Origin of the sequence: Amycolatopsis sp. NPDC026612, from assembly GCF_040638285.1 — a bacterium.
Lineage (GTDB): Bacteria > Actinomycetota > Actinomycetes > Mycobacteriales > Pseudonocardiaceae > Amycolatopsis.
The window spans coordinates 5091-21759 of sequence record NZ_JBEZYB010000052.1; the positions used below are offsets into that span (position 1 = coordinate 5091).

Below are 16669 nucleotides of genomic sequence, written 5' to 3' on the forward strand. Positions count from 1 at the left end.
TCACCGCGAAAGCCAGCGGCACACCACCTCCGCGGTCTCCGCGGCGAAGCGCGAGCTCATCGTGAAATGGTCTCCACTCACCTCCGCCACTTCGTGCGGCAGCGGCCACGTAGTTGCCCACTCGGCCCGGGTCAGATCCGCCTCGCCGGGTTGTGGAGGGACCGCCTTCGCCGGGCGGAGCACCAGCGTGCGCGTCGCCACCTCGGCCGGCCGCCACTCACGCAGCAGTTCCGTGTACGCCGACGCCGCCGTGATCGACGGGTCGTCATAGCGGGCCGCAGGCGTCCGGGCAGCCCCGGAAACCAGTGCTCGTGCCAGCCGCCGGGACAGCGAATCCGGCAGGTAGCTGTCCAGCAGGACGACCCCCACCGGCGCCGTCCCACCCGGTTCCAGGCGGGCCGTGATCGTGTGGGCGAGGAGCCCTCCCGCCGAAATACCGAGCAGGGCGAACGGCTTCCCGGCCGCTTCCTCGACGACGGCGGCCGCCAGCACGTCGGCCAGCGCCGTCAGGGAGGGGGCGAGCCGCTCGCCCTGCTGGTAGCCCGGCGGCACGACCACCGACACCGGGCCGGGCAGGTGCCGGCCCAGCTCGGCGAAGTTCAGCACGTGGTCGAACGCCGTCACCGGCGGCACGCCGATCACGTGCACGCCGTCCCCGTCGCGCAGCCGGACCACCCGCGCGGTCTCGCCACCTTGGAACCGCTCGCGCAGGGCGGCCGCGCCGAGACCGAAGCGGTGCAGTTCGTCGTTCAGGCCGCGTTCGGCCAGGGCCCGGTAGACCGAACCCAAGGTGCCGTCCGGTGCAGTTTCGGCTTCGAGCCGCGGAGCAAGGTGGCGTGCGACCGCCGCCGGGGTGGCGTGGTCGTAGACGAGGGCGGCAGTGAGACTCAGCCCGGTGCCGGCCGCGAGCCGGTCGCGCAGGCCCACCGCGGTCAGCGAGTCCAGACCCAGCTCCCGGAACGGCCGGTCGGCGAGCACCGCGGTCGCGTCCGGGTGGCCCAGTTCTGCCGCCGTCTCGGCCCGGACGAGCCCGGTCAGCGCCTCGATGCGCTCCGGGAACGCAAGCTTCCCCAGCCTCGCCGACCAAGAGCCCGCCACGTCGGGCGATGTCCGGGCACCGGCCGCGGCAACTCCATCCAGCAACGGGCTCGGCCGGGCCGCGGTGAAGATCGGCGCGAACCGCGGCCAGTCGATGTCGGCCACCACCGCCGTGGCCCGCTGTTCGCGCAGCGCCGCACGCAGCGCGTGCAACGCCGCGCCGGGCTCCATCATCCGGACCGCGCGCCGCCGGAGGTGCTCGCGCGCGTCTTGCTCGGTGGTCATGCCGTCCGCGGCCCAGGCGCCCCACGCTATCGACAGCGCCGCCCGGCCCCGGGCCCGCCGGATCTCGGCGAGCGCGTCGAGGTGGCTGTTCGCCGCCGCGTACGCGCCTTGGCCGGCCGCACCCCACGTCGCGGCGACCGACGAGAACAGCACGAACGCGTCCAGCGGCCGATCACCCAGCAGTTCGTCCAGGTGACGCGCGCCGGCGACCTTGCCCGCCAGCACCTCCGCCAGCGCATCGGGCGTGCAGCCGGCGATCGTCGCGGCTCCGCCCGAGACACCCGCGGCGTGCACGACGGCGTCCGGTGGGTATTCCGAAACCAGCTCGGCCACGGTCGGGCGATCGGCCAGGTCGCCGGCGACGAGGGTCACCCGCACCCCGGACGCCTCGATCTCCGCCGCCAGTCCGGTCGCGCCGGGCGCTTCCTCGCCGCGGCGGCTGATCAGCACCAGGTGTTCGGCGCCGGCACCGGCCAGCCACCGCGCGACGTGCCCACCGACCCCACCGGTACCCCCGGTCACCAAGACCGTGCCCCGGGGTGTCCACTCCGGACCGGTAGGCACGCGGTCCGCCGGGACGAGCCGGCGGCCGTATGCCCCGGACGCGCGGACGGCAACCTGGTCCTCCGGACCGGCCAGCACCGCGAGCAGCAGGCGCACGCCTTCGTCGTCGAGGTCGGCCGTGACGTCGACGAGACCACCCCAGCGTTGCGGGTGCTCCAACGCCGCCGTCCGGCCGAGGCCCCACACCTGCGCGGCGGCCGCGTCGGACGGCACGTCTGCGCCCCCGGTACCGACCGCGCCCGAAGTCAGCACCCACACACGGGGGCCGTCCTGCGCCAGCAGCGGCCGCAGCACCGGCAGGGCACTCGCGGCGTCGGTGGCGCGCACGAGGACGACGTCGGGGTTTTCGGCGTCGCCGAGGACGGCCGCGAGGTCGTCGTCGCCGATGACCCGGACCTTCGGCCGGCGCGTGGGAAGGTCCGGCAGCGGCACCCACTCGACCTGGTAGCGCCAGTCGTGGAGGCCGCTGTCGTCGGACTCGGGCAGCAGCCAGTAGTGCTCACGCGCGAAGACCGTCGGCGGCAGCGGGACGAGCGGGGCGTCCGGCACGACCGGCGCCCAGTCGACGTCCACGCCCCGGACGAACAGCTCGGCGAGAGCGGTGAGCACGGTTTCGCGCTCCGGGTGGTCGCGGCGGGTGAGGGCGAAGGCGGGCACCGCCACCTCGCGCCGGATCGCCGCGGCGAGCGCGCCGTCCGGGCCGGCTTCGACGATCACCGCGCCCCGGCCGAGCAGCGTGCGGGCGACGTCGGCGAACCGGACGGGGCTGCGCACCTGGCGAACCCAGTGCCCGGCCGAGTCCACTTCGGACACTTCACCGGTGACGCCGGACACCAGCGGGATGGCCGGTGGCGCGTAGGTGACGGTCTCGGCGGCTTCGGCGAACTCCGCGAGCACCGGTTCGACGAGCCCGGAGTGGAACGCGCGGTCGACGTTCAGCGTGCTCATCCGGACCCCGAGGGACGCCGCGGCCGCGTGTACGGCTTGTGCTTCACCCGAAAGGACAACGGCTTCCGGGCCGTTCACCGCCGCCAGCCAGACCCCGTCGCCGAGCACCGGCTGGACGTCCGCTTCGGACGCCGCGACGGCGACCATCGCCCCGCCGTCCGGCAGCGCCCGCAGGAGGCGGCCCCGCGCGGCGACGAGCTTCGCGGCGTCCGCCAAGGAGAACACGCCGGCGACGTGCGCCGCGGTCAGCTCGCCGAGCGAGTGCCCGGCCACCACCGCGGGCCGGACGCCGAACGACGCCAGCAGCCGTACGAGCGCGACTTCCAGCGCGAACAGCGCCGCCTGGGTGTAGTCGGTGCGGTGGACCAGTTCCGTGCCGAGCACCTCGGCGAGCGGGCGGTCGAGGTGGCGATCCAGCTCCGCGCAGACCTCGTCGAACGCGGCCGCGTACACCGGGAACGCCTCGTACAGCTGCTGTCCCATGCCGGGCCGTTGCGCGCCCTGGCCGGTGAAGACGAACGCGACCTCCGGTGCGCGGGCGGCCGCGATCCCCTTCGGGCCGGCCAAAGCGGCCATGCGCTCGGCCGCCTCCTCCGGGGTGGCGGCGAAGACGACTGCGCGGTGCTCCCGGCGTGCCCGCGCCTGCAGCAGCGACTTGGCCGCGGACGCGACCGGCAGGGCGGCGCGGGCCAGCCGCTGTGCCTGCTCGCCCAGTGCCTCCGCGGTACGGGCGGTCACGACGAGGGGCACGGGTTCCGCGACCGGGGGCTCGGGTCGTTCGAGGACGGTTCCCTGTTCGAGCACGACGTGGGCGTTCGTGCCGCTGACCCCGAAGGCGGAGACCCCGGCCCGGCGTGGCCGGTTCGCCTCCGGCCAGGGACGGGCTTCGGTGAGCAGGCGCACCGCGCCGGTTTCCCACTCGACGCGGGTCGAGGGCCGGTCCGCGTGCAGGGTCTTCGGCAGTACGCCGTGCCGCATCGCCAGCACCACCTTGACGACGCCGGCAACACCGGCCGCGGACTGCGTGTGCCCGACGTTCGACTTCAGCGAGCCCAGCCACAGCGGCGCCTCGCGATCGGCGCCGTAGGTCGCGAGCAGCGCGTGCGCCTCGATCGGGTCGCCGAGCGTCGTCCCGGTGCCGTGCGCTTCCACGGCGTCCACTTCGGACGGTTCGAGGCCGGCGTCGGCCAGTGCCCGGCGGATGACCGCCTGCTGGGCCGGCCCGTTCGGGGCGGTGAGGCCGTTGGACGCGCCGTCGGAGTTGACCGCCGTGCCGCGCACCACGGCGAGGATCTCCCGGCCGTCGCGCAGCGCGTCCGAGCGGCGCTGCAGCACGAGCACCCCGACCCCCTCGCCCCAGCCCGTGCCGTCGGCATCGTCGGAAAAGGACTTGCACCGGCCGTCGGCCGCGAGCCCCCGCTGCCGCGAGAACTCGACGAACGCGGCGGGGGTCGCCATCACCGTGGCGCCACCGGCCAGTGCCATCGAGCATTCTCCCGACCGCAGCGCGCGGGTCGCCAGGTGCAGCGCCACCAGCGACGACGAGCACGCCGTGTCGAGGGTGACGGACGGGCCGCGAAGCCCGAGCGTGTAGGACACCCGGCCGGACAGCACGCTCGACGACGAGCCGGTCAGCGCGTAGCCGGCGAGGTCGTCGGACGCCTGCGCGGCACCGTAGCCGAGCACAGCCCCACCGAAGTAGACGCCGACGTCTTCCCCCCGCAGCGAAGCCGGGTCGACGCCGGAGCTTTCCAGCGCTTCCCAGGACGTCTGCAACAGGAGCCGCTGCTGCGGATCCATGGCCAGGGCTTCGCGGGGTGAGATCCCGAAGAAGCCGGGGTCGAAGAACGCGGCGTCGCGCAGGAACGCGCCGGCGCGGCTGTAGGTCTTGCCGGGCGTACCGGGCACCGGGTCGTACAGTGCCTCGACGTCCCAGCCGCGGTCGGTGGGGAACTCGCCGACCGCGTCGGTGCCCGCGGAAAGCAGCTCCCACAGCGCTTCCGGGCCGTCGACCCCGCCGGGCAGGCGCACGCCCATGCCGACGATGACGATCGGGTCGTCCGCGGCCGCGGCCACCGTGGTCGTGACCGGCCCGGTGGCGGCGCCGAAGAGCTCGTCGTGCAGATGGTCCGCGAGCGCCGCGGGGTCCGGGTGGTCGAACACGACGGTCACCGGCAAGGCGAGCCCGGTCGTCGCGGACAGCCGGGTGCGCAGCTCCATCGCGGTGAGCGAGTCGAAGCCGGCGTCGCGGAACGCGCGGGCGGCCGGGAGCTCGTCCGGCTCACCGAGCACGGCCGCGGCCCGGGCCTGGACGAGCCGGGTCAGCTCGCCGATCCGGGCGGGCCGGTCGAGCTCCCGCAGCTTCGAGCGCAGGGCGTCAGCGGCCGGCTCGTCGGCCTGGGGCGCGTCCTGAACGGCTCCGGGGATGCCGTCCAGCAGGGGACTCGGCCGGGCCGCGGTGAACAGCGGCGCGAACCGGGTCCAGTCGACAGCCGCGACGACCGCGGTGGGCCGGCCGTCGCGCAGGGCGTCTTCCAGGGCCGAGAGCGCGAGGTCCGGTGCCATGGTGAGCACCGCGCGGCGGGCGAACCCGGCGCCGTCGGCCATGCCACCGGCCCAGGCCCCCCAGGCGACCGACAGGGCGGCCTGCCCGCGGGCGTGCCGTGCCTCGGCGAGCGCGTCGAGGTGGCTGTTGGCCGCCGCGTACGCGCCCTGGCCCGCCGCGCCCCAGGTCGCGGCGGCCGAGGAGAAGAGCACGAAGGCGTCGAGCGGCCGGTCGCCCAGCAGCTCGTCGAGGTGGCGGGCGCCGGTGACCTTGGCGGCCAGGACTTCTTCGAGGGCTTCTGCCGTGCAGCCGGCGATGGCCGTGACCGCACCCGGGACACCGGCGGCGTGGAACACCGCGTCCGGAGGGTGCTCCTCGAGCACGCGGGCCACGGTCTCGCGGTGGGCGACGTCCCCCGCGACGAAGGTCACGCGAGCGCCTGCGGCCTCGATCGCCGCGGCCAGCTCGTCCGTGCCGGGGGCGGCCGCCCCGCGGCGGCTGAGCAGCACGAGGTGCCCGGCCCCCGATTCGGCGAGCCAGCGCGCGACGTGCGCGCCGACTCCCCCGGTGCCGCCGGTGACCAGGACGGTCCCGTGCGGGTGCCAAGCCGGCCCGGACGGCGGCCCGGCCCGGACGAGCCGCCGCGCGTAGACGCCGTCGGCACGCACGCTGACCTGGTCTTCGCGCCCGTGGAGCGCGCCGAGGAGGCGGCGGGCGGCGGTGTCGTCGAGGCCGTCGGGGAGATCCACGAAACCGCCCCAGCGGTCCGGGTGCTCCAGGGCCGCGGTGCGGGCGAGGCCGTGCACCTGGGCGGCACCGGTCCCCCCGCGCGTCAGTGCCCAGACGCGGCCGCCGGCGGTGGCCAGCGCGGCCTGGATGCGGGGCAGTGCGGTGCGGGCGTCGGCCGCGCTCACGAGCACGCCGTCAGCGGCGGTCTCGGTGATCTCGGCTCCCTCGGCCCGCAGCGCTTCGGCGAGGCCGGGATCGCCGTCCACGTGCCACCGGCCGGTCCCGGCGAACTCGGGTACCCGGATCCAGTCGACGCGGTAACGCCACGACGCGGTGGTCGTCGAAGCGCGGCGGGTGTCGCGCCAGCGGGTCAGGCCGGGCGCCAGGGCGCGCAGACGCTCCCGGTCTTCCTCGGCCAAGCCGATGAAGGCGGCGAGATCCTCCTGCGCGACGGCGTCCCAGAAGCCGTCGTCGGCGAGGGGCGGCACGGACCGCAGCCAGAAGCGTTCTTCCTGGAACGTGGTGGTCGGCAGCGGGACGAGCGCGGGCCGGTCGCCGGGGAACGCGCCGGTCCAGTCGACGGCGACGCCGTGCACGAACAGCTCGGCCGCGGACCGGAGGAACCGCGGCCAGTCGGGCTGGTCGCGGCGCAGGGTCCCGGCGACCAGCGCGTCCGGTGCGCCGGCATCGTCCAGGGTCTCCCGCAGGGCCGGGCCGAGCACGGGGTGGGTGCCGGTCTCGAGGAACACGCGGTGCCCGTCGGCCGCCAGTGCCCGGACGGCGTCGGCGAACCGGACCGTGCCACGCAAGTTGCGGTACCAGTACCCCGGCACCGGCGGCTCGGTCACCCACGTTCCGTCCACTGTGGAGTACCACGGGACCTCCGGCGTGGCCGCGGTGACGCCGTCGAGCGCGGCGGTCAGCTCGGCTTCGATCCCGGCGACCTGAGCGGTGTGCGAGGCGTAGTCGACGGGTATCCGCCGGACCCGGACTTCCCGTTCTCGATAGACCTTCTCCAGCCGGTCGAGGGCATCGCCGGCACCGGCGAGCACCACGGCCGACGGCGCGTTCACGGCCGCGACCTCGACGTCGTCGGGCAGGTCGACGTCGTGCTCGCCCAGTGCCACCGACAGCATGCCGCCGGGACCGGCCAGCCGCTGCCCGATGATCCGGCTGCGCACCGCCACCACCCGCGCGGCGTCCTCCAGCGACAACGCACCCGCGACGCACGCAGCCGCGATCTCACCCTGCGAATGGCCAACCACCGCGTCGGGCCGCACCCCGAAGGACTCCCACACCGCGGCCAGCGACACCATCACCGCGAACGAGACCGGCTGCACCACGTCCACCGCATCCAGCGAGCCACCACCACGAACCACCTCGGACAGTGACCACGCCACATACGGAGACAAAGCCGATTCACACTCAGCCATCCGCGCCGCGAACACCGGGTTCGCCGCCCACAGCTCCCGGCCCATGCCGGCCCACTGCGCCCCCTGCCCCGGGAACACCCACGTCATCGGTGCGTCCGGGCCGGCGACACCGGTGACGACATCGGCGTGCTCTCCGAGGTCACGCAGGGCTTCGGCGGCGTGCTCCCCGAGGACGACGGCGCGGTGCTCCCAGGTGGCGCGGGTGCGGATCAGCGACCAGGCGGTGCCGACGTGGTCGTCGACGACGCCGGCCAGCCGCGCGGCCTGCTCGACGAGCCCGGCCGCGGACCGGGCGGTGACGACCAGCGGCGCGGTGCCCGCCACCCGCTCGGGCCGGCCGGGCGGCGGCCCTTCTTCCAGGACGAGGTGGGCGTTCGTGCCGGAGACCCCGAACGACGACACCCCGGCACGCCGCGGCCGGTCGCGCGCGGGCCACGGCCGGGCCCGATCGAGCAGGCGCACGGCTCCGCTCGTCCAGTCCACCCGGGACGTCGGCTCGGCCACGTGGAGGGTGCGCGGCAGGACGCCGTGCCGCATCGCGAGGATCATCTTCATGACCCCCGCGACGCCGGCCGCGGCCTGAGTGTGCCCGATGTTCGACTTGAGCGACCCGAGCCACAACGGCGTCTCGCGGCCGGCGCCGTAGGTCGCCAGGACCGCTTGGGCTTCGATGGGGTCACCGAGGGTGGTTCCGGTGCCGTGCGCTTCGACCGCGTCCACTTCGGACGGTTCAACACCCGCGTTGGCGAGGGCGCGGCGGATCACGGCCTGCTGCGCGGGCCCGTTCGGCGCGGTGAGGCCGTTGGAGGCCCCGTCCTGGTTGACCGCGGTGCCCCGCACGACGGCGAGGACGTCACGTCCTTCGCGCAGCGCGTCGGAAAGCCGTTGCAGCACCACGACTCCGACGCCCTCGGCCCAGCCGGTGCCGTCCGCGTCGTCCGAAAAGGACTTGCAGCGGCCGTCCGCGGCGAGGCCGCGCTGCCGGGAGAACTCGACGAACACGCCGGGCGTCGCCAGCACCGTCGCCCCACCGGCGAGCGCCATCGAACATTCCCCGGACCGCAGTGACTGGGCGGCCAGGTGGATCGTGACCAGCGAAGACGAGCACGCCGTGTCGACGGTGACGGCGGGCCCGCGCAGCCCGAGCACGTACGACACCCGCCCGGCCGCGACGCTCCCGGCCGCGCCGGTGCCGAGCATCCCTTCCAGTGCCGGGTCCTGCGCGCCGGTGCCGTAGTCGTGGTACATCAGGCCGGTGAAGACGCCGATCTCGCGGCCGCGCACGGAATCGGGGGCGATCCCGGCGCGCTCCAGGGCCTCCCACGACGTCTGGAGCAGCAGCCGCTGCTGCGGGTCCATCGCCAGGGCTTCGCGGCGGGAGATCCCGAAGAAGCCCGGGTCGAACAGCCCGGCGTCGTGCAGGAAGCCGCCGGAACGGGTGGAGGACTTGCCCGGCGCATCCGGATCGGGGTCGTAGAGCGCGTCGATGTCCCAGCCGCGGTCGGTGGGGAACCCGGAGATGGCGTCGGTTTCGCCGGTGAGCAGGTCCCAGAGGTCGTCGGGGGTGCGCACGCCGCCGGGCAGCCGCAGGCCCATGCCGACGATCGCGATCGGTTCGTCGGCCGGGGCGGCCGGTTCCGGGGTGGCGGGCGCGGTCTCGCCGGCGAGGTGCCCGGCCAGCTCGGCCGGGCTGGGAAAGTCGAAGACGGCGGTCGCGGGCAGGGTGACGCCGGTGGCGGCGGCGAGCCGGTTGCGCAGCTCGACGGCGGTGAGCGAGTCGAACCCGGCTTCCCGGAACGGCCGCGTCGCGCTGATCGTGGTCCCCGCCCCGAGTACGGCGGCCGCCTCCCGGCGCACCAGCGCGAGGAGCCCGGCGGCATCGGTGGCGGTCACCCGCTTCGCGGCCGTTCGGCGCACCGGCCCGGCGAGGTCGGAGAGCAGGGCGGGAAGGTGCCCGGTCTTGGCGTGTTCCCGCAGCACCGCGACGTCGAAGGCGGCGGGCACGACCACCGGCCGGTCCGCGGCGAGCGCGGCGTCGAACAGCCGGAGCCCGTGCTCGGGGTCGAGGGCACGGATGCCCGCCCGGGCCAGGCGCGCGGAATCCGCCGACGAGCCGAGCCCGTCCCCGGCCCAGAGTCCCCAGGCGAGGGACTGCGCAGGCAGTCCGGCGGCCCGGCGGCGGACAGCGAGGGCGTCGAGGGCGGCGTTGGCCGCGGCGTAGTTGCCTTGCCCGGCACCGCCGAGCACGCCGGAGAGGGAGGAAAAGAGCACGAAGGCGGCGAGATCGTGCCCGCGGGTCAGCTCGTCGAGGTGCCCGGCGGCGTCGGCCTTCGGGCGGAAGACGGTGGCCAGCCGCCCGGCGTCCAGCGCGGTGACTACGCCGTCGTCGAGCACCCCGGCGGCGTGGATCACGGCCGTCAGCGGGGCGTCGGCGGGAACCCGCGCGAGGAGTTCGGCGACGTGCGCGCGGTCCCCGACGTCCCCGGCGACGACGTCGACCCGGGCGCCGAGCGCCTGCAGGTCGGCGCGGAGTTCGGCCGCGCCCGGCGCGGCTTCGCCCCGGCGCGAGGCGAGGAGGAGGTGGCGGACGCCGTGCCGGGCGACGAGGTGCCGGGCGACGAGCGCGCCCAGGCCACCGGTGCCACCGGTGATCAAGACGGTGCCGTCCCGGTCGAGCGGCCGCGGGCCGGTCTCCGCCGGTCCGGTGCGGACGAGCCTCGGGACCCACGGCTGCCCGTCGCGGAGCAGGCACTGGTCCTCGACCGGCTCCCGCCACCGGTCACCCGGCGCCGGCTCGTCGCCGAGGTCCACCAACGTCAACCGGCCCGGGTGCTCCGCCTGGGCCGAGCGCACCAAGCCCCACACCGCGGCCGCGGCCGGGTCGAGGTCGCCGTCGCCGACCGCGTGGCGGGTCAGCACGACCAGGCGGGTGCGGCGCGGGTCGGCGAGGAACGCCTGCAGGACTTCGAGTGCGTCGGCCGACCGCACCGGCGAGAACAGCACCGGCGTGCCGGGTTCGACCTCGGCCAGGTCCGCCGGGCCGGTCACCACGACGGCCGGCACCGGGTCCGCTGTGGACGGTGGCGCGGGCTGCCAGTCCACTGTGTACAAGACGTCCCGCGGAGCCGGGGCGGCCGCGGGCCGGGTAGCCAGCGAACCCACCGAAAGCAGTGGTGCCCCGGCCGGGTCGGCGAGGTCGAGCGCCGTTCCGCCGGTGCCGTCCGGGCGGAGGCGGACCCGCGCGGCCGTCGCGCCCTCGGCGTGGACCACGACGTCCCGCCACGCGAACGGTACCTCCGCCGCGTCGGCGGTGAGGGCGGCGACGTGCAGTGCCGCGTCGAACAGCGCCGGGTGGATCGGGTAGCCGGCGCTGTCCGTGTCCTCGGGCAGCGCGATCTCGGCGTACAGCTCGTCGCCGTGCCGCCAAGCCGCGGTCAGGCCCCGGAAGAGCGGGCCGTAGCCGTACCCGCGCTCGGCCAGTGCGGGGTAGCAGTCCGTCACGTCCAGGGCTTCGGCACCGGCCGGGGGCCACGCGGGGAAGACGGGCGCGGGCGGGCCGGTCTCGGCCAGCGTGCCGCTCGCATGCCGGGTCCACGGCCCGTCGCCGGTGCGGGAGTGGATCGACACCGCGCCGCCGGGCCGGGCGGAAACTCGCAGCTGCGGCTCGGCTCCGGTGACCGCCAGGGGCGCCTCGATGACCAGTTCCCGCACGACCGGGAGGCCGAGCCGGTCGCCGGCCTGGACGGCGAGGTCGACCAGGGCCGTGCCGGGCAGGAGCGGGACGCCGCCGACCGTGTGCTCGGTCAGCCACGGCAGCGACAGCCGGCCGGTCAGGACGACACCGCCGGTATCCGGGTCCTCGACGGCCGCACGCAGCACCGGGTGCCGCACGCCGTCCAGGCCGAGGCCGGCCGGGTCGGCCGCACGGCGGGTGAGCCAGAAGCGCTCCCGGCGGAACGCCGTCACCGGCAGCGGCACGACGACCCGCTGCTCCGGCGGGAACAGCGGCGTCCAGTCGACGTCGGCGCCGTGGACGAAGGCTTCCGCGAGCCCCGAGAGGAAGGTCGTGACTTCATCGCGGCCGCGACGGGCGAGCGCGGCCACCGCCGGGCCGTCCGCCACCGCGGCCACCGCGGGGGCCAGGACGGCGTCCGGTCCCACCTCGAGCACGCCCGCGACCGAGCGGTCGAGCAGGGCCGTCACGGCGTCGCCGAACCGCACGGTCCGGCGGACCTGGCCGACCCAGTACTCCGGTGTCCCGACGGCGGTCCCGGGCACCAGCGGCAGCGCCGGTTCGCGGTACTCGATGCGGGCGGCCACCTCGGCGAACTCCGCGAGCATCGGCTCGACCAGTCCCGAGTGGAACGCCTGCCGGGCCGGCAGCTCCCGCGTCCGCACCCCGAGCGAGCCCGCCAGCTCGCGGACGGCCGGAGCTTCGCCGGACAGGACGACCGATGACGGGCCGTTCACCGCCGCCAGCCAGACGCCGTCGGGAAGCTCGATGGCCGCTTCGGCCGCCTCGACCGCGATCATCAGCCCGGGCGGCAGGTCTCGCATCAAGCGCCCGCGGTGCGCGACCAGCAGCACCGCGTCCGGGAGCGAGAACACCCCGGCCACGTACGCGGCCGTGAGCTCCCCGAGCGAATGCCCGGCCACCGCGCGCGGCCGCAGCCCGAACGACTCCAGCAGCCGGACCACCGCGACCTCGAAGGCGAACAGGCCTGCCTGCGTGTACTGCGTGTCGTGCACCAGCTCCGAGGCGATCGCCTCCCGCAGCGGCACGTCGAGGTGGCGGTCGAACTCGGCACAGACCTCGTCGAACGCCGCCGCGAACACCGGGAACCGCGCCGCCAGCTCCCGGCCCATCCCCGGCCGCTGCGCGCCTTGCCCGCTGAAGACCAGCGCGACGCCGCGCCGCGCCGGGTCGGCCTCCCCGCGGATCGCGGTTCCGGCCCGCAGTGCTTCGGCCGCGTCCGTTGCGCGGCCGGCGAGCACCACCGCGCGGTGCTCCCACCGCGCCCGCGACCGCAGCGACGACCAGGCGAACGGACCCAGCCCAGGCGCCCGATCGAGGGCCGCGGCCAGGCGAACGGTCTGCTCGGTGAGGCCGTCGGCCGAGCGAGCCGACACCACGACCGGCACCACCGCAGCGCTCTCGGCGATGACGACGTCGACCGGGACACCCTCTTCGAGCACGAGGTGCGCGTTGGTCCCGCTGACGCCGAACGACGAGACCCCCGCGCGCCGCGGCCGGTCCTCCGCCGGCCACTCGCGGGCTTCGGTGAGCAGCCGGACGGATCCGGCCGTCCAGTCGACCCGGGTCGAGGGCCGGTCCGCGTGCAGGGTCGGCGGCAGCACGCCGTGCCGCATCGCGAGCACCATCTTCATGACGCCCGCGACCCCGGACGCCGCCTGGGCGTGCCCGATGTTGGACTTGAGCGACCCGAGCCACAACGGCGTCTCGCGGTCGGCGCCGTAGGTCGCCAGCAGGGCTTGCGCCTCGATCGGGTCGCCGAGGCGGGTTCCGGTGCCGTGCGCTTCGACGGCGTCCACCTCGGATGGTGCGACGCCCGCGTTGGCCAGTGCCTGCCGGATCACCGCCTGCTGGGCCGGGCCGCTCGGGGCGGTGAGGCCGTTCGAGGCGCCGTCCTGGTTGACCGCCGTGCCTCGCACGACGGCGAGGACTTCACGGCCTTCGCGCACTGCGTCGGAGAGGCGCTGCAGCACCACCACTCCGGCGCCTTCACCCCAGCCCGTGCCGTCCGCGTCGTCCGAAAAGGACTTGCAGCGGCCGTCGGCCGAAAGCCCGCGCTGCCGCGAGAACTCGACGAACACCCCCGGGGTCGCCATCACCGTCACGCCGCCGGCCAGCGCGATCGAGCACTCGCCCGACCGCAGCGACTGCGCGGCCAGGTGGATCGCGACCAGCGACGACGAACAGGCGGTGTCCACGGTGACGGCCGGTCCGTGCACGCCGAGCACGTACGACACCCGGCCGGCCGCGACGCTGCCCGCCGAACCCGCGCCCAGCATGCCTTCCAGGCCCTCGTCGGCGGTCGCGTAGTCGTGGTACATCAGGCCGGTGAAGACGCCGACCCGGTGCCCGCGCAGCGAGTCCGGTGCGATGCCCGCGCGTTCGAGCGCCTCCCAAGACGTCTGCAGCAGCAGTCGCTGTTGCGGGTCCATGGCCAGTGCTTCGCGGCGGGAGATCCCGAAGAAGCCGGGGTCGAACAGGCCCGCGTCGTGCAGGAAGCCGCCGGAGCGGGTGTAGGACTTGCCGGGCGCGTCCGGGTCGGGGTCATAGAGGGCGTCGACGTCCCACCCGCGGTCCGCCGGGAACGGCGTCACCGCATCGACTCCCCCGGCCACCAGGTCCCACAGCGCTTCCGGGCTGTCCACCCCGCCGGGCAGCCGCAGGCCCATGCCGACGATCGCGATCGGGTCATCCACCGGCGCCGCGGCCACGGGCTCTTCGGGCGTGTCCGCCGCGCCACGCAGGAACCCGGCCAGCAGCAGCGGGGTCGGGTGGTCGAAGACGACGGTAGGCGGCAGTTCGAGGCCGGTCGCGGCGGCCAGCCGGTTGCGCAGCTCCACCGCCGCCAGGGAATCCATGCCCAGGTCCCGGAACGCCCGGCCGGGGGCGACCGACCCGCCCCCGAGCACCACCGACGCCTCCGCGCACACCAGCTCGACCAGGTCTTCACGCGCGCTTTCCGGCGCGGCGGCCTCGGCCGCGCCCGCGAGCGAGCGCAGCACCGGCGGTACCATCCCGGCTTCCCGGACGGCGGCCACGTCGAACACCATCGGCACCAGCACCGGCCGCGCCGCACCGAGTGCCGCGTCGAACAACGCCATCCCGGTCTCGGCGTCGAGGGTGCCGAAACCGAGCCGCGCCAGCCGCGCGGTGTCCGCCCCCGCGTTCAGCCCGCGCTCCCCGCGCCACAGACCCCACGCCAGCGACACCGCCGGGAGCCCGGCGGCGCGCCGCCGGGCGGCGACCCCGTCGAGGAACCCGTTGGCCGCCGCGTAGTTGCCCTGCCCCGCCCCACCGAGTACGCCGGCGACCGAGGAGAACAGCACGAAGAAAGCCAGGTCCGCGTCGCGGGTCAGCTCGTCGAGGTGCGCGGCGGCCTCGGCCTTGGGCCGGAAGACGGTGTCCACCCGGGCCTCGTCGAGCGCGGTGACCACGCCGTCGTCGAGGACCCCGGCGGCGTGGACGACCCCGGTCAGGGGCGTGTCGGCGGGCACCCGGGCCAGCAGCGCGGCGACCTGCGCGCGGTCGGCGGTGTCGCAGGCGACGACGTCCACCCGTGCGCCGAGACCGCGCAGTTCGGCCGCCAGTGCACCGGCGCCCTCGGCCGCCGGTCCGCGCCGGGAGGCGAGCAGGAACCCGCGCACGCCGTGGACCCGCGCCAGGTGTCGGGCGACGACGGCGCCGAGCATGCCGGTGCCGCCGGTGATGAGGACCGTGCCGGGTTCGGAGACCACCGCCGCTTCGGCGGGCTCCCGCACCAGCCGCGGCACCTCGATCCGGCCGTCGCGGACCGCCAGTTCGGTCTCCCCGCGGGCGACGGCCGCGTCGAGGTGACCGCTGTGGACGTCACCGGCGGCAAGCACGATCCGGCCGGGGTGCTCGGCCTGGGCGCTGCGCACGAGTCCGCCGACCGCGGTAGCCACCGGGTCGTCGAGGCCGGTGACGACGGCGAGCCGCTTCCCGGTGCCGAGGAAGGCCTGGAGGACGGCCAACGTGGTCGTCACGGCGGAGCGGGCCTGCGCGGCGGACTCGCCGGGCGCAATCCGCAGCACCACCCACGGCGTCTCCGCGGGCACGCCGTCGAGGCCGGCGGCATCGGTGATCGTCCACATCGGACTCTCCGGCGCCACGTCGAGGTCCGGTGTGGTCCAGTCGACCGCGAACATCCGGTTGGCCACGGTGGGGATCGAGCGGCTGAGCAGCGTGCCCACGGACAGCACCGGGGTCCCCGCGGCGTCGGCCAGGTCCACCGCGACCCCGGCCGCCGCCGGCCGGATCCGCACCCGCGCCGCCGGGGCGGCCGAGTGGACGGCGACGTCCTGCCACGCGAACGGCAGGGCGACGGTGTCACCGGCGTCGAGGGCCAGGACGTGCAGGGCGGCGTCGAACAGCGCCGGGTGCACCACGAAGCCGTCCGCCGGATCGGCCGTGACCTCGGCGAACAGCTCGTCGCCGCGTCGCCACGCCGCGGTCACGCCACGGAACGCCGGGCCGTAGGCATACCCGCGGGCGGCGAGGAGATCGTAGAAGCCGTCCAGGTCGAGACGTTCGGCGCCGGCGGGCGGCCACTCCGGCAGCTCGGCCGCCGTCGGTTCGCCGGCGGTGAGGAAGCCGGTCGCGTGCTGCGTCCACTCGCTCTCGCCTTCGCGGCGGGAGTGCACGGTCACCGGACGGCGTCCGTCCTGCTCCGGCCCCGCGACGACGTGCAGCTGCCGGACGGCGTCCAGCGGCAGCGGGGCGGCCAGGACCAGCTCCCGCAGCAGGGGGGTACCGGCCTGGGCGCCGGCCCGCAGGGCCAGCTCGACCACGGCCGTGCCCGGCACGACGGCCTTGCCCGCGACGACGTGGTCGGCCAGCCACCCGGCGGCGGCGCGGGACAGCCGTCCGGTCAGCACGACGGCGCCGGACACCGGGTCCTCGACCACCGCGCCCAGCAGCGGGTGCCCCACCGGCCGCAGCCCGGCGGCCGCGACGTCCGTGGGTGCGGTCTGGGCGAGCCAGTAGTGCCGGTCCTGGAACGCCGTCGTCGGGACGGGCACGACTCGTCGCGCGCCGTCCGGGAACAGCGGTGTCCAGTCGACATCGACGCCACGCACGAACAGTTCCGCGAGCGCGGCCAGGGCCGTGGCGGGCTCCGGTCGCTCGCGGCGGCTCAGCGCGACCGCGGCGAGCGGCGGCTCGACCAAGGCGGTCAGCGCCGCGTCCGGGCCGACCTCGAGGACGGCGGCCACGGCCTGCGCGGCTACGGTGCAGAGGGCGTCGCCGAAGCGCACGGGCCGCCGGATCTGCTCGACCCAGTACCCGGGTGTGCACAGCTCCGCCCCGGCCAGGCCACCGGAGACAGTGGACACCACGGGCACGGCCGGCTCGTGG

General features: G+C 75.8%; 1 protein-coding gene (running past one end of the window). It reads right to left on the reverse strand.

Annotation, left to right across the window (positions count from 1 at the left end; all coding sequences use genetic code 11):
* On the reverse strand, nucleotides 1-16669 hold the 3' portion of the coding sequence (locus AB0F15_RS32620) for an SDR family NAD(P)-dependent oxidoreductase (RefSeq protein WP_360278817.1). 18326 nt of this gene lie beyond the right edge of the window; 16669 of the gene's 34995 nt are visible here — the last part of the coding sequence; its start codon lies beyond the right edge, outside the window; it ends in the stop codon at nucleotides 1-3.